General features: G+C 73.0%; 10 protein-coding genes. 6 read left to right on the top strand and 4 right to left on the bottom strand.

Features of this window, described 5'->3' with window-relative positions; genetic code table 11:
- Positions 1 to 64: 64 nt before the first annotated feature.
- Genes Ari01nite_RS09750 through Ari01nite_RS09765 form a run of 4 tightly spaced genes read left to right on the top strand, consistent with a single transcriptional unit; the run spans position 65 to position 4,274 of the window.
- A complete protein-coding gene (locus Ari01nite_RS09750; protein WP_203780800.1) occupies positions 65 to 589 on the top strand; it encodes a PadR family transcriptional regulator in 525 nt (174 codons plus the stop codon).
- Complete coding sequence (locus Ari01nite_RS09755; protein WP_203780801.1) at positions 586 to 1,275, top strand: ABC transporter ATP-binding protein; 690 nt, start codon at positions 586 to 588, stop codon at positions 1,273 to 1,275. Before Ari01nite_RS09750 ends, Ari01nite_RS09755 begins: the two co-directional genes overlap by 4 nt.
- Positions 1,272 to 3,458 carry an FtsX-like permease family protein gene (locus Ari01nite_RS09760; protein ID WP_203780802.1) on the top strand — a complete coding sequence of 729 codons (2,187 nt, stop codon included), beginning with the start codon at positions 1,272 to 1,274 and terminating at the stop codon, positions 3,456 to 3,458. Before Ari01nite_RS09755 ends, Ari01nite_RS09760 begins: the two co-directional genes overlap by 4 nt.
- 12 nt (positions 3,459 to 3,470) lie before the next feature.
- On the top strand, positions 3,471 to 4,274 hold the full coding sequence (locus Ari01nite_RS09765; RefSeq protein ID WP_203780803.1) for a class I SAM-dependent methyltransferase: 804 nt from the start codon (positions 3,471 to 3,473) through the stop codon (positions 4,272 to 4,274).
- A gap of 19 nt (positions 4,275 to 4,293) precedes the next feature.
- On the opposite strand, the gene Ari01nite_RS09770 is transcribed toward Ari01nite_RS09765, so the two are convergent.
- A complete protein-coding gene (locus Ari01nite_RS09770; protein WP_203780804.1) occupies positions 4,294 to 6,642 on the bottom strand; it encodes an ATP-binding protein in 2,349 nt (782 codons plus the stop codon).
- A gap of 208 nt (positions 6,643 to 6,850) precedes the next feature.
- Between Ari01nite_RS09770 and Ari01nite_RS09775 the strand changes: the two genes are divergently transcribed.
- Positions 6,851 to 7,573: a matrixin family metalloprotease gene (locus tag Ari01nite_RS09775; protein WP_203780805.1), complete on the top strand. Its 723-nt coding sequence runs from the start codon at positions 6,851 to 6,853 to the stop codon at positions 7,571 to 7,573.
- 6 nt (positions 7,574 to 7,579) lie between these two features.
- Here Ari01nite_RS09775 and Ari01nite_RS09780 read toward each other — a convergent pair whose 3' ends face one another.
- Both Ari01nite_RS09780 and Ari01nite_RS09785 read right to left on the bottom strand, forming a co-directional pair.
- Positions 7,580 to 8,230 (bottom strand): response regulator transcription factor, encoded by a 651-nt coding sequence (locus tag Ari01nite_RS09780; RefSeq protein WP_203780806.1) that lies wholly within the window; start codon positions 8,228 to 8,230, stop codon positions 7,580 to 7,582.
- On the bottom strand, positions 8,227 to 9,321 hold the full coding sequence (locus Ari01nite_RS09785) for a sensor histidine kinase (RefSeq protein WP_203780807.1): 1,095 nt from the start codon (positions 9,319 to 9,321) through the stop codon (positions 8,227 to 8,229). Before Ari01nite_RS09785 ends, Ari01nite_RS09780 begins: the two co-directional genes overlap by 4 nt.
- Before the next feature lie 110 nt (positions 9,322 to 9,431).
- On the opposite strand from Ari01nite_RS09785, the gene Ari01nite_RS09790 reads away from it, so the two are divergent.
- The gene (locus tag Ari01nite_RS09790) at positions 9,432 to 9,962 is read left to right on the top strand and encodes a hypothetical protein (protein ID WP_203780808.1); all 531 of its coding nucleotides are present in this window, start codon (positions 9,432 to 9,434) and stop codon (positions 9,960 to 9,962) included.
- Here Ari01nite_RS09790 and Ari01nite_RS09795 read toward each other — a convergent pair.
- Positions 9,922 to 15,390 carry an ATP-binding protein gene (locus tag Ari01nite_RS09795; protein WP_203780809.1) on the bottom strand — a complete coding sequence of 1,823 codons (5,469 nt, stop codon included), beginning with the start codon at positions 15,388 to 15,390 and terminating at the stop codon, positions 9,922 to 9,924. The genes Ari01nite_RS09790 and Ari01nite_RS09795 overlap by 41 nt on opposite strands.
- Positions 15,391 to 15,416 lie beyond the last annotated feature (26 nt).

Here is a 15,416-nt window from a genome sequence, read left to right on the forward strand (position 1 = left end):
CCCCTTTGTTTGACGCACCGGCGGGTATTCCCAACGGGTATACCCAGTGGGTATAGTCCGGCGTATGACGGTGTCGTACACGTTGTTGGGGCTGCTCAACGAGGCCGACCGGCACGGCTATGACCTGAAGCAGTCGTATGACCGGCGGTTCGGTTCGGTCCGGCCGCTGCGGTTCGGGCAGGTGTACCGGACGCTTGCCCAGCTGGAGCGGGACGGGCTGATCGAGACCGTGGGGGTCGAGCCGGGCTCCGGGCCGGACCGGAAGCGCTACGCGATCACCACGAACGGGGTGACGGACTTGGAACGCTGGCTGGCCGAACCCGAGGACCCGCAGCCGCAGCTGCAGACCGTGCTGTTCACCAAGGTGGCGCTCGCGCTGCTGTCCGGCAAGCCCGCCGACGCGTTCCTGGAGGACCAGCGTCAGCGGCACCTCGCGGTGATGCGCGAACTGACCGCGGCGAAACGCGGTGCCTCGCAGCGGGACACCATGCTGATCGACTACCAGCTCTTCCACATCGAGGCCGACCTGCGCTGGATCGAGCACGCGGCCGGCAACCTGGACACGCTCGCCACGGAGATACGGCTGTGACCGGGGTTGCGTCACCGCTGCTGACCGGCAGCGGGCTGCACAAGAGTTTCGGGCCGGTGCCGGCACTGCGCGGCGCCGACATCGCGGTCGCCGCCGGCGAGGTGGTCGCGGTCATGGGGCCCAGCGGGTCCGGCAAGTCGACGCTGCTGCACTGCCTCGCCGGCATCCTCACCCCGGACGGCGGCGAGGTGACCTTCGACGGCCGCCGGGTGGACCGGATGGGCGACCGGGAGCGCAGCCGGCTGCGCCGGACCGAGTTCGGGTTCGTCTTCCAGTTCGGCCAGCTCGTGCCCGAGTTGCCGGTGCGGGAGAACATCGCGCTGCCGCTGCTGCTCGCCGGCCGGGGCCGTGGTGCCGCGCTCGCCGAGGCCGGCAAGTGGCTGCCGCGGCTGGGCCTGGAACAGTCGGCCGACCGGCTGCCCGGCGAGGTGTCCGGCGGGCAGGCGCAGCGGGCCGCGGTGGCCCGGGCGCTGATCGCCGGTCCGCGGGTCGTGTTCGCCGACGAGCCGACCGGCGCGCTCGACTCGGTGGCCGCCGACCAGGTGATGGAGATGCTGGTGACCACCGCGAAGACCGAGGGCGCCACGGTCGTGCTGGTCACCCACGAGGCGCGGGTGGCCGCGTACGCCGATCGCCAGCTCACGGTCCGCGACGGCCGGGCGGTCCTGCCGGCGGCGATGTCGTGAACATCCTGCTCGGCATCCGGATGGCGTTCGCCGGCGGCCGCGAGAGCGCCGCCCGGATGGCGCTGATGGCCGTCGGCGTCGCGGTCGGCGTCCCGCTGATCCTGTACGCGCTCGCGGCGGTGCCGGTGCTGCAGAGTCACACCGACCGGCTGGCCTGGCACCGCACCACGGCGCAGACCGCACCCACCGCACCCGACCCGGCGCTCTGGCTGGCCGTCACCGACCACTACCAGGGCCGGGACATCGTCCGGGTGCACGTCGCGGCGCTCGGGCCGCGGCCGCCGCTGCCGCCGGGCGTGGACCGGTTGCCCGGCCCGGGAGAGAAGCTGCTCTCGCCCGCGCTGGCCGCGCTGCTGCCGGAGGTGCCCGATGACCAGTTGGACAACCGCTATCCCGGCCGGCCGGCGGGCAGCATCGGGGCCGCGGGCCTGCTCATGCCCGGCGAACTGGTGGCGATCATCGGGCACGCGCCGGACGAGCTGCGAACCGTGCCGGGTGCGGTCGAGATCCGCGGCATCGAACAGCCGGGCGAAGGACTCGACCTGGCCGCGCTGTGGGGCATCTTCTTCAGCATGATCGCGGTGCTGATCATCGGGCCGGTCGTGGTGTTTGTCGCGATGACCACCCGGGTCGGCGGACCGCGGCGCGAGGTGCGTTTCGCCGCGGTCCGGCTGGCCGGCGCCACCCGCCTGCAGACCGCGGTGCTGGCCGCCACCGAGACGGCGGCCGCCGCCATCGCCGGGACGCTGCTCGGCTGGCTCGCCTTCCATGGGTTCCGGCCGGCGGTGGCGAACGTGGTGACACTCGGCCACGGCACGCCGATCTTCCCGGCGGACGTCGCGGTGCCGGCGTCGCGCCAGCTCATCGTGCTGTTCGGCATCCCGCTGGTCGCCGTGCTCACCACGCTGGTCGCGCTGCACCCGGTGCAGATGTCGCCGCTCGGGGTGCGGCACCGGGCCCGGCGCCGGCCGCCGACCGTCTGGCGGCTCATGCCGATCATCGTGGGTGTGCTCGGTGTCTGGCTCGTCGCCCGGGCCCAGAACGCCCCGCAGTATCACGAGAGCTCCCAGTTGGTGCAGGGCACGCTCTCGTTGATGTTCACGCTCTCGGCGCTGTCGATCCTGGCCGGTTTCTTCCTGGCGGGCGCCTGGGTGTGCCTGTGGATCAGCCGTGGGATGGCCCGGGTCACCCGCAGCGCCACCGGCCTCCTGGTGGCTCGCCGGATCGCGGCCGACCCGTACAGCACCTTCCGTGCGGTCTCCGGCGCCGCCGTGGCGATCTATGTCGCCACGCTGCTCGGCTTCGCGGCAGCCGCCTATGAGCAGCCCGAGCATCAGGACACCGCGTCGGTCCTCGACGCCGGGGTGGTGGCGGTGCACGTCCAGGGCGTGCCCGAGGACCGGCTCGGCGCGCTGGCGAGCCCCGGCACCGTGGTGGCCCGCATCGGGCCGGGCGACCAGATCGTGGTGCCGTGCGCCGACCTGGCGCGGGTGAGCGACCTCGCCTGCCCGCTGCCGCAGTACGAGGAGAACGGCGACGACAGCCAGGCCTTCCTGCGCGCCAGGGACCTGTTCATCCTGCCCTACCCCGGGGCGAGCGCGGCCGACCACATCTTCCAGCCGATGTCGTACGCCGAGCCCGGCCCCACCGCCGGCCGGCTGCCCGTGCAGACCCTGCTGATCCCGACCGACGGCAGCGCCGCCGCGCAGGAGCGGATCCGCACCCTGGCCGCCACCGTGGTGCCCCAGTCGCGCAGCAAGACCAGCACCGAGCTGACGGCCGGCCCGCTGCTCAGCGCCACCAGCATGGCCGCCCTTCTGCCGTACGCGCTGATCTTCGTCCTGCTGGTGACCGCGTGCAGCCTGACCGTCTCGGTGATCACCGGTGTGCTGGAGCGGCGGCGTCCGCTGGCCGTGCTGCGCGCCTCCGGGGTCCGCCTCGGCGATCTGCGGCGGATCGTGCTGCTGGAGACCGGCGCGCCGCTCGCCTTCACGGTGCTGCTCGGTGTCGGACTGGCGACGCTGGTCTCGCTCGTCACCGTTCCGCCGCAAGACTGGATTCTGCCCAGCGCCTCGTTCCTCATCGGACTCGGGGTGGGCGGTCTGGTCGCGTTCGCCGTGTCGCTGATCGCCCTGCCCTTCATGGACACCGCCACCCGGCTGGACACGGTGCGGTTCGAGTGACGGGGGTATGGCGTGGCGAGGGGAGTGGAACGCACCGCGGTCGGCGCCGGGGTGCTGCGGGCGATCGAGGGTGACGACCATCTCGCCCGGCGGATGCTGACCGGCTGGTCGGCCGCCCTGGTGCGCAACCGGGCGCTGCGCTGGGCCTTCCTGCATCTGATGGAGCGGGCCGGTCCGGGTTTCCGCGGCGCCGTGGTGTGCCGCACCTGGGCCATCGACGACGCCTGCCGGGAGGCACTGGCATCCGGCTGCCGGCAGGTCGTCGTCATCGGCGCGGGCCTCGACACCAGGCCCTACCGGATGCCCGAGATGCGGGCGGCGGCGCAGGTGCTGGAGCTGGACCTGCCCGGCGTGCAGCAGGAGAAGAAGGAGGCGCTGACCCGGGCCCTGGGCCGCCTGCCGGGCCACGTCCGGTATGTGCCGCTGGACCTGACGCGGCAGAGCCTGGCGGATGCGGGCGCGGACGCCACGGTGCCCACGCTGGTGCTCTGCGAGGCGGTGAGCATGTATCTGCCGGCGGACGCGGTGGAGGAGATCATCGCCTACGCCGGTGGGTTTCCGGCCGGCAGCCGCCTGGTCATCACCTATCTGCCGCGGGCGGTGGCGGAGGATCCGCGGTTCGCCCGGTGGCGCCGGGTGCTGAACTGGCGGACCGCCTATCACCCGGCGGAAATCGCCGGGCGACTGGCCGGGCACGGGCTGACCGTGCTGGCGGACCTCGGCGCCGAGGAGCACCGGAAGCGGCTCGACGGCCGCGAGCTGGCGGTCTTCGACGGCGAGCGGATCGCGGTGGCGGAACGGGCGCACCCGGCCTGATAGAGCCCGGCCGTGGGGCTCAGTGACGACCCTTTCCCAGTTTGGTCCGGACCTCGTCGGCTTCGCTGCAGCCGAGTTCCTCGAAGCCGCTCAGCGCACGCTGCCAGGAGCCCTCAGCCGCGTCGTGTTCGCCGAGAGCCTCGTAGGTGTCGCCGATGTGGTCCAGCGTGTCGGCCTCGAAAAAGCGGTCGCCGAGATCCTGGAAGGTGGTGATCGCCCGGTCGTAGCAGGCCAGGGCCTGCTGGAACTGACCGAGGTGATGGTGCGCGTAGCCGAGGCTGTCCCAGGCGGTGGCCTCGCCGCGGCGGTCGCCGACCTGGCGGAGCAGGGTGATCGCCCGCCGGCAGTTGTCCAGCGCCTCCGGGAAGTCACCGATCAGGGCGTGGTACCAGCCGACCGAGTTGTAGGCGTACGCCTGTCCCGCGTGGTCCTCGGTGCCCAGGAGGAGGTCCCGGCTGCGGCGCGCGTGTGCCAGAGCCTCCGGGTAGCGGCGTTGCAACTCGAGGGTCAGGCACAGCCCGCGGTGCGTACGGGCCATACCGATCTCGTCACCGAGCGCGCCGTAGCGGTCGAGCGCGTGGTGGGAATGCGCCTCGCTGTCCTCGTAGCGGTGCAGGCGGGCGTACGCGTTGGCCAGTGTCCGGTGCGTCCGTGCCTGCCAGACCCGGTCTGCCAGCCGGTACGCGGCTGGCAGAGCGGCTTCCTGGCTGGCCGCCCAGTCCGCCCAGTGTCCACGTACCTTGCCGAAGACACCGGCGACCCAGGCGAGGTTGCAGGCGTACTCGTCGAAATTCAGGTCGACTGCGAGGGTTACCAGGTTCAGGAGCACGCGGTGCTCCGCGGTGAGCCAGGCCAGCGCCTCCCGGTGTCCGGCGAAGAGCTGGTCCGCCACGCCCGGTCGGGCAGGGCCGACGGAGTCCACCTCGTGCACCGGATCGAGAAGCGAGGCCGCTCGGTGGCCGGTCCGGGCGTAGTGGTCCAGCAATCGCTGGACCGCCGCACGCCGCTGGTCGTCACCGTCGTACGCCCGGGCCTGCTCGATGGCGTACCCGCGGAGCAGGTCGTGCACGGCGTACCGGCCCGGGACGTGCTCGGTCGCCAGGTTGGCGTAGGTCAGGTCGGCCAGTTGCCGGGTGGCGTCCGACGCCGGCACACCGGCCAGGCTGGCGGCGGCGGTGACGGCGATGTCCGGGCCGGGATGCAACCCCAGCAGCCGGAACAGCCTAGCCGCGGCCGGCTGTAGGGCGCGGTACGACCAGGAGAACACCGCCCGGACGTCGGCCGCCGCATCCCCGACCTCCAGGACGTCCAGCCGGCGGCCGGCTTCGGCCAGCTCGTCGGCGAGTCGTGCCAGGGTGAGGCGCCGATCCGTCGCGGCGCGCGCGGCGACGACCGCCAGTGCCAGCGGCAGCCGGTCACACCGGGAGATGATCTCGTCTACGGCAGCCGGCTCGGTGCCGACACGCGCCGCGCCGAGCCGGTAGGTCAACAGCTCACGTGCCTCCGCCGGCGACAGCTCGCGGAGATCCACCGGATGTGCCCCGTCGGTGGCGGTCAGGCCGGTCAGCCGGTGCCGGCTGGTCACCACGACCACCGACGACGGTGCTCCGGGCAGCAGCGGCCGCACCTGGGCGGCGTCCCGGGAGTTGTCGAGCACGATCAGGACCCTCTTGCGCGCCAGCAGGCTGCGGTACAGCGCGGCCTGCTCGTCCGGATCGGCGGGGATGCGCTGCACCGGTACGTCGAGGGCGATCAGGAAGCCACGCACGGCGACGTCTGGCGTGACCGGTGCGGCGCCCGGGTCGAAGCCGCGCAGGTTCACGTACAACTGACCGTCCGGAAACCGGTCGACGACGCGGTGCGCCCAGTGCACGGCGAGCGCGGTCTTGCCCACCCCCGCGGTCCCGGACACCGTCGCCACCCTGGCCGGCGGGTCGACGTCCGGCAGCAGCCGGTCAAGCTCGGCGAACTCGTCGGCCCGGCCCACGAACCCGTACACGTCGGCCGGTAGCTGATTCGGCATCGGGACGGCTCGTCCCGCCGGCACGGCCCCGGACCGCCCGGCCGCGGGCGGGGCCGTCCGGGCGTACCGGTGCTCCGCGATCCGGTCGCGGGCGGTGGCCAGCATGCCGCGCTCCGCCGGGGAGGCGCCCAGCAGCATGACGAGGATGTCGAAGCGGTCGGTGGGCGGCAGTACCTTGCCGGCGAAGTAGGCCCCGATGATCCCCACCGACCAGCCGGTCTTCCTCGCCAGCTCGCGGTAGGTCAGCTCCGCTTGACCGTGCTCCCGGGCATCGCGGCGGCGCAGGCCCCGCAGCGCCCGGGACAGGTCGGCCAGCGTCTCGGCCCGGCCGTCCACGATGTCCATCGCTGCCCATCCATGCAAGCGGTACCACGGCCACCACATGGTACGCGGAGGGATGTCGATGGGCGTGTCCGTCGGAGCGCGGACCTCCCGGACCACGCCACGCGCTCGCGCCCGTCCAGCCGTGTCCAATGCCGTCCAGTTTCCCCGGCACGTCCTGCCCGCCATGCGGGACCGTCAGCAACGCATCACCGGACCCCAGGGAGGAAATATGGTTCTGTCGCTCAGACGGCTGCCGGCCAACCGGTTCCGGCGCACGGTCGTCGCTGTCGCCGCTGTACTGCTGCTGACCCCTCCGGCCGTCGCCCAGGCCGACGACCACGGTCAGCCAACCGCCGGCCAGCCGGCTGGCGTGGAGGTCGCCGCGCCTAAGGTCCTCTACTACGACGACCTGCCCGCCGCGCCGGCCGGGCGTGTGGCGTTCGTGCTGGACGCCGGCACCTGGACGAGCATGCCGGTGACCTGGAGCTTCACCGCCGCGAGCACCAACGACCTGACCCTCGACACCCAGCGCAACGCGGTACGCCAGGCCGTGCAGCTGTGGAACTCGGCGGGATCCCGGCTGCGGCTGCAGGAGGTCGCGTCGAGCCTCGGCACGATCCGCATCTCGTTCGGAAGCTTCAACCACGGTGACGGGTTCCCGTTCGACAACCAGAACGGCGTGCTGGCGCACGCTTTCTCCCCGCCGCCGACGCACACCGGCGCGATCGCCGGCGACGTCCACTTCGACGACTCGGAGACCTGGAGCGCCAACCAGCAGTCCACCGGGGTCCAGCCGATCGATCTGGTGACGGTCGCGGCCCACGAGATCGGGCACGCGATCGGGCTACGGCACTCCGGCGTCGCGGGCGCCCTGATGGCCCCGCAGTACACCGGTTCGCATCGCTTCCTGTCCGCCGACGACATCGCGGGAGTGCGTGCCAAGTACCCGTAAGCCATCTCATGCCAGTCCCGACTGGAAGGCGAAGACGACGAGCTGGGCGCGGTCGCGGGCGCCCAGCTTGATCATGGACCGGCTCACGTGGGTGCGGGCCGTGGCGGGGCTGACGAACAGGCGTTCGGCGATCTCGTGATTGGTCAGGCCCTGGGCCACCAGGGTGACCACCTCCCGTTCGCGGTCGGTGAGCTGGCCGAGGCCCGGAACCGGGGTGACCGGGCGCGGGGCCAGGCCGGCGAACTCGCGGATCACCGTGCGGGTCACCGACGGGCCCAGTAGCGCGCCGCCGTCGACGACCGTGCGGACGGCCTCGAGCAGGGCGGCCGGCTTGGTGTCCTTGAGCAGGAAGCCGCTGGCGCCGATGCGCAGGGCGTCGAAGACGTACTCGTCGCGCTCGAAGGTGGTCAGCACGATCACCCGGGTGCCGGACAGGCCGGGGTCGGCGACGATGCGGCGGGTCGCCTCGAGACCGTCGATGCCGGGCATCCGGATGTCCATGAGCACGACGTCGGGCCGGGTGCGGCGGGTCTCCTCGACCGCGGCCAGGCCGTCGGCGGCCTCGGCCACGACCGTGAAGCCCTCCTCGGCCTCGAACAGTGCGCGCAGCCCGAAGCGGACGAGATCCTGGTCGTCGGCCAGCAGGACGGTGATCACGATGCCTCCCGGGGGATGGTGGCGGCCACGGTGAAGGTGCCGGCGCCGCCCGGGTCGTGGCGCACGGTCAGCGTGCCGCCGAGGTGTTCGACCCTGCGGCGCATGCCGGTGATGCCGAGGCCCTCCACGTGGTCGGCATCGAGGGCCTGGTTGCTGACCGTGAGCTCGACGCGGTCGGACTGGTGGCCGATGGTGATCGCGGCGCGCGGGTGGGCCGAGTGCTTCACCACGTTGGTGAGGGACTCCTGCAACACCCGGTAGGCCACCACGTCGGCGGCCGCGGGCAACGGGCGTTCCCGGCCCGCGACGGTGAGGTCGACCGTCACGCCGGACGCCCGCACCCGGTCGCACAGCCGCGGCACCCGGGCCAGGCCGGGCGTCGGTGCCCGATCCTCCGGCGCCTGGTCGGGCGCTATGGCCGCCAGGGTCGCCCGCAGCTCGGCCAGCGCCTCGGCACTGGCCGAGCTGATCGCGGTGAGTGCGGCGTCGGCCTGCGCAGGCCGGGTGGCGCGCAGGTGCAGCGCGATCTCGGCCTGCATCTGTATCGCGGCGAGCCCGTGCCCCACCACGTCGTGCACCTCCTGGGCGAGCCGCAGCCGCTCGGCGTCGACGATGCGGCGCTCGGCCTCGGCGCGTTCCCGGGACTGGGCCTCGGCGACCATCCGCCGGGCCACCCCCAGCGTGGCCGGCACCACCACCCACGCGGTCGCCGGGATCAGGCTGCCGAACCCCAGCTCGTCGGTGAACGTGTGCGGGACCAGCACGGCCAGGGCGACGGCCGACCAGGCCAGGGCCGGGCGCAGCGGCCGCTCGCGGGCCAGCGTGTAGACGCCGGCCGCGAACGCCAGCAGGATCGGGCCGAACGGATAGCCGGCCAGGAGATAGGCCGAGGTGATCGCGGCGGTGGCCAGCACGGTGACGACCGGCCAGCGGTGCCGCAGGGCGGTCAGGGCGCCGGCCGCGACCACGAACGCGGCGGCCAGCGCGCCGACTGGCCGGTGCGGCACCGGCATCCGGTCGATCAGGGGCAGCGTGACCAGCCCGACTGCGATGAGCAGAAGGGGGAGGACGGCGCTGCGGAGTCGGGTCACGGCCGCAAGGTTGCCGCATCGGCGGGGCGGGCGCATCCGACCGTGGTCGTAGATGAGAAGTAGACCTGGGTCAGACGCGGCGCCGCCGGAAAGGCGGCAGGCTCGGCGGCATGGCTCTGCACACGCTCCGCCCGGCCACCCGCAAAATGTGGCTCGTCCTGCACATACTGTCCGCCGGCGCCTGGATCGGCGTCGACGTGATCGTGGCCGTGCTCGTCGCCGTCGGCCTGGCCGGCGATGAGCGGGCGCGCGGTCTCGCATACCAGGCCCTCGGGTCTTTTGTGGTCCTGCCGATGCTGACCGCGGGGCTGGTCTGCCTGGTCACCGGCCTGGTTCTGGGGCTGGGCAGCAAGTGGGGCCTGCTGCGCTACTGGTGGGTCGCGGTCAAGCTCACGCTCAACCTGGTCCTCTGCACGCTCATCCTGGTGGCGCTCAACCCGGGCATGCCCGGGGTGCGCGCGCACGGCGAGGCGGTGTCGGCGGGCCTGACCAGCTCGCTCGACACCGCCAACCTGATGTTTCCGCCGATCGTGTCGCTCACGACCCTGAGCCTGGCCACCGTGCTGTCGGTGTACAAACCCTGGGGCCGGATCCGCCGGTTCAGCGCTGCTGCCGCAGCCGCACCTCGATCGCCTCGATGATGCGCGGGCGCAACTGGGCGGCCCGGATCACGGCGTCCACCGAACCCACCTCGACCGCACGCTGGATGCTGTGCACCCGGTCGAACTCGGCCGCCACCTCGCCCAGCTTCTCGGTGCGCACCGACGCGCGCAGTTCGTCGAGCTCGGCGGCCAGCGAGCCGCGTTCGGCGGCGGTCGCGGCGCCCACCCGGGCCTCCAGCTCCCGCACCCGGGGGTCGGCCGCGGTACGCGCGTTGACGTCACCGGTGAAGACCACCGCCGCGGCCGGCGCACCGCCGAGCACCGAGGCGAACGAGCCCTCCAGCGCCAGCACGGTCATGTTCGGGTTGAGCGCCTTGGAAAAGACGACGAAGGCACCGCCGTGGTAGCGCGAGATCACACAGAACACGATCGGGCCGCGGAAGTTGACGACCGCCCGGCCGATCTCCGCGCCGTACTCCAGCTGCAGTTTGCGCATGGACTCCGGCGAGCCGTCGAATCCGGAGAGGTTCGCCAGGACGACCAGCGGCCGGTTGCCGCTGGCCGTGTTGATCGCGCGGGCCGCCTTCTTGGACGAGCGGGGAAACAACGTGCCGGCGGTGTAGGTGTCGGGGCCGTCGGTGGGCGGAAAGCCGCGCCGCGGCACCGAGCGCGACTCGATGCCGAGCAGGCACACCGGGATGCCGCCCAGATGCACGTCCTGCACCACGGCGGTCTCGGCGTCGGCCATGCCGGCCCAGCGTTCCAGCGACGGGTGGTCCTGGTCGGCGAGGGCCCGCATCACGCTGCGGATGTCGAACGGCTTCTTGCGGTCCGGGTTCGTCGCCGCCGAGAAGATCTCGCCGACCGTGGTGAAGTCGGAGCCGGCCCCGGCGTGCGGGAAGTCGGTGATGTCCCGGTCGACCGGGTCGGTGGTGGTGGCCCGCCGCGGCGCGGTCTCGCCCGGCGCCACATAGGTGTGGTCGTAGTGGGTCATCAGGATGTCGCGCGCGGCGGCCAGGTTGGGCGCCCAGTACTGGGCCTGCCCGTTCGGCCCCATCACCCGGTCATACCCGCCGATGCCGAAGTTGTCCTCGGCCGAGACGCCGCCGGAGAAGTCGAGCGACTGCTTGCCGGTCAGCACCATGGCCGAATCCGGCGTCATCACCAGGATGCCCTTGGTGTGCATGAGCATCGTGGCCTCGGCGTTCCAGTACGGCTGGGCGCCCACGTTGATGCCCGCGACCAGGATGTTGATCTCGCCGCCGTCCTGGGTGAACTCGACGATCCGGCGCAGCGCCGCGGCCACCCAGTCCATGTTCTCGGTGCCGGACTCCATCGAGATCCGGGCGCCGGCCGACAGCGCGTACCACTCCAGCGGCACCTGGAGGCGCTCGGCCAGGTCGAGCGCGGCGACCACCCGGCGGCACTCCGGCTCGGACAGGGCGCCCAGCGACTTGGTCGGGTCGCCGAGCAGCACCACCCGGCGCAGGCCCTGCGGGTGCCGCGCGGTCGGCGTGCTGATCACGCCCGCCACCAGCGCGGCGGTATTGCGCCCCTTGGGCCGGTCGACCGGGACCAGCACGTGGTTGTCGTCCAGGTCGTACTCGGCGAAATCGCCGAGCATCCCGGTCAGCTCGTACGGGTAGACCGTGTTGCGGCTGCTGGCGCGCAGCACCTTCTGCCGGTAGCCGTCGAGCGGCTCGACCGGGTCGGTGGACGGCGCGCCGATGGTCAGCTCGGTGCCGCCGGTGGTGTCGAACGAGATGCGCACCGCGATCTTGGTGAGCGCGCCGGTGGCGGCGTCCCGCTGCCGGGCGATGAACAGGATCTCCTCGAGCCCGGCGCCCGCGGTGGTCGGCGCCATCCGGCGGGCGATCATCTCCATCTCGCTGCGGGTGATGGCGACCGCCGGCCACACGTAGATCACGATGCGGTTGGTGTTGAACCGCTTGTCGGACGGCCGCCGCGACTGGGCCCGGCGGATCGAGTCGAGGCAGGTGGCCACCGTGTACTCAGCCGTGGGCAGGGCGACCAGCCGGCCGTCGTGCTCGCGCAGTTCGGACAGGTCCCGCACCTGGGCGAAGGCGACCAGCCGGTCGTCCGACGGGTTCTGCCGGGCCACGCACTGGAAGAGGTAGACCTCCTCGTCCGCGGACGGCAGCCGGGTGAGGTCGAACTTGTGCAGCCGCTCCAGTTGCATCCGCTGCGCGATCCGCGGGTGCAGGCCGCGGATCAGCCGCTCCTCGGTCATCCCGGTGGTCGACGGGCGGAACGTGAAGTGGTGGTGCATCACCGCGCCGCTGTGGCCCGCCACGGTCAGGGTGAGCCGGCGGACCTGGTGCGGCAGCCGGTGCGCGTCGACGACGGCGTGCAGGGCCGCGGCCATCTCGACCGGGTCGGCGGGCTGCTGCGTCCACGCGAGATAGATGTCGGAGTCGATGACCGAGTCGCCGGTGGCCAGCTCGGCGAGCCCGGCCAGCGCGCTGCCGACCGCCTCGAAGCCGACCGCGGCCGAGACCACCCGCGAGCCCGGCCGGTCGGCGACCACGAAGGTGTGGCCCGCGGCCTTCGCGCTGTGCACGCCGGCCATGCCCTTGTTGCCGTAGTAGCGCCGGGTGAGCACCTCGAGCATCACCGAGTTGTCCAGGCCGGGGCGGCCCAGGCGGCGGCCCAGCAGCCGGACCAGCGGCTCGGTGCTGCGCACCATGTAGGCGATCCGGTCGGCGCGGTCCGGCGCGTCCGGGTTGGTGTCCAGGTGCTTCAGGTGCTTGCGGATCTCGGTGTAGACCAGGGCCCGGTTGCGGCGCAGCAGCGGCTGGCCGAACCAGGCGAACACCACGCCGCGGGCCAGGTCGGCCAGCGCCGGGAACCGGACCTGGGTGGCGGCGACCAGGCGTTCCAGGGCGAGACCGGCGGGTTCGCGCAGCGTCTCGTCCGGCGGCGGCTCGGGCAGCCACGCGCGCAGCAGGGCGGCGATCACCGCGGCGTCGGCGGCGGACCGCTGCTGGGCCAGGAAGATCCGGAACACCGCTGCCTCGAGCGCGGGGGTGCGCTCCAGGTCGGTGATGCCGTAGTGGCCGAGCGCCTTCGTGAGCCGCGCCTGGAACGTGTCGGGCAGGCCGGCCCGTTCCGCATCAAGGCTTTGGAGGTACGTGTGGAAGTACTCCCGCGGGCTGTGCACGTGGGTGTCGCCCCGGCCGTCCTCGCCGGCCGGGCGGTTGCGGCTCAGCTCGGTCAGGTCGGCGAACACGTCCAGCAGTTCCACCTCGCCGGCCAGCGGGCGGTGGCCCTCCTCGGCGGCGGCGCGGCGGGCGGTCAGGTAACCGTCCAGGGTGCGGCGGTTGTCGTGCGGGTCGACGTCGAAGCCGAGCAGCAGGCTGCGCAGGTCTTCCTGGCCGCGGGCGGCGCGCTGACGGGCCGGCAGGTCGGCCGGGGCGGCCGGCAGGTCGATCTCCACCCCGTCGGCGCCGGCCTGGTCCTCGGCCTCGGCGTCGGCCAGCGGTTCGAGCCGCAGCAGCGGCGCGCCCGCGTCGACCTTGCTGCCGACCGTGACGTGGCACTCCTTGAGGCGCGCCTTCACCGGCGCGCGCAGTACGGCCTCCATCTTCATGGCCTCCAGGACGAGCACGGGCGCGCCCGCCTCGACCTCGGCGCCGACCGCCAGCGGGGTGGCGACCACCAGCGCGGGCATCGGGGCGCGCAGCACCCCGCCCTCGTCGCGGCCCACCCGGTGGGTGACGCCGTCGACCTCGACCAGGTGGACCGCGCCGTGCGTGCCGGTGGCCAGCCGGTGCCGGGTGCCGTTCACCACGATCCGGCCGGCGTGCCGGTCGAACCGCTCCAACTCGACGTCGGCGGTGCGCACCTCGGTGCCGGCCTCGACGCCCACCCGGAACCGGTGCGCGCCCACCCGGGCGACCCGCACGCGGTAGCCGGCGCCGCGCAGCTTGAGGTCGAGCGGCCGGCCGCTGTCGTGGCGCACCTGCGGGCGGCCGCCGAAGGCGGTGGACAGCAGCCGCTGCTGCTCACCGCGTTCCTCCTCCTCGTACGCCTCGATCGCGGCGGCGGCCAGCGCCACCGCGGAGTGCCGGTGCGAAATCAGCCGGCCGTCGCCGCGCACCCGGTCGATCCAGCCGGTGTCGGCGCTGCCGTCGATCACCTCGGGCTGGTCGAGGAGGTCGAGCACGAAGCTCTTGTTGGTCGCGCCGCCTTCGATGATCACGGTGGTCTCGGCCATGGCCCGGCGCAGCCGGCCCAGCGCCTCGTCGCGGTCGTGCCCGTACGCGATGACCTTGGCGATCATCGAGTCGAAGTCACCCGGGATGGTGTCGCCGACGCTCACGCCGGTGTCCACCCGGATGCCCGGACCGGCCGGCAGGTCCATCCGGGCGATCCGGCCCGGCGCCGGGGCGAAGTCGCGGTCCGGGTCCTCGGCGTTGAGCCGGGCCTCGATGGCGTGCCCGCGCTCGGCCGGCGGCGTGCCCTCCAGCCGGCCGCCGGACGCCACGTGCAGCTGGGCCTTCACCAGGTCGAAACCGGTGGTCGACTCGGTGATCGGGTGCTCCACCTGGAGCCGCGTGTTGACCTCGAGGAAGGCGAGCAGGTCGTCGCCGGGGTGGTAGAGGAACTCGACGGTGGCGGCGCCCCGGTAGCCCACCGCGACGGCCAGCCGCTCGGCAGACGCCTTGAGTTCGGCGACCCGCTCGGCCGGCAGCACCGGCGACGCCGACTCCTCGATCACCTTCTGATTGCGGCGCTGCACCGAGCAGTCGCGCACGCCCAGCGCCCACGCGGTGCCCTGGCCGTCGGCGATCACCTGGACCTCGACGTGCCGCGCGCCGGTGACCAGGCGCTCCAGGAAGACCACGCCGCTGCCGAAGGCCCGGGCGGCCTCCTGGCTGGTGCGCTCGTACGCGTCGGCGAGCTGGTCGCCGTCGCGGACCACCCGGATGCCGCGCCCGCCGCCGCCCGCGGTGGCCTTGAGCATCAGCGGGTAACCGATCCGCTCGGCCGCCACCAGCGCCTCGTCGAGGGTCTCGACCGGGCCCCGGCTCCACGGCGCCACCGGGACGCCGACCTCCTCGGCGATCAGCTTCGCGCCGATCTTGTCGCCGAGTTGGCGCATCGCCTCGGCGTCGGGGCCGATGAACGTCACGCCGACCCGCTCGCACAACTCGGCGAACGCCGGGTCCTCGGCCACGAAGCCCCAGCCGACCCAGGCGGCGTCGGCACCGGTCTCGACCAGCGCGTGCTCGAGGAGCTTGAGGTTGAGGTACGGGCGGGCGGCGGCCGGCCCCAGGTCGTAACCGCGGTCGGCGTTGCGCACGAACGTCGAGGCTCGGTCGACGTCGGTATAGAGCGCGACGGTCTCGATCGGCCGTCCGGTCTCGGCGGCCAATTCCCGGACGGCATGGATGAGCCTCATCGCGGCCTCACCGCGGTTGACGATCGCAATACGGCTGAACACCCGATCGAGCCCCTACCTCAGAAGAA

This window comes from Paractinoplanes rishiriensis, assembly GCF_016862375.1.
Classification (GTDB): domain Bacteria; phylum Actinomycetota; class Actinomycetes; order Mycobacteriales; family Micromonosporaceae; genus Actinoplanes; species Actinoplanes rishiriensis.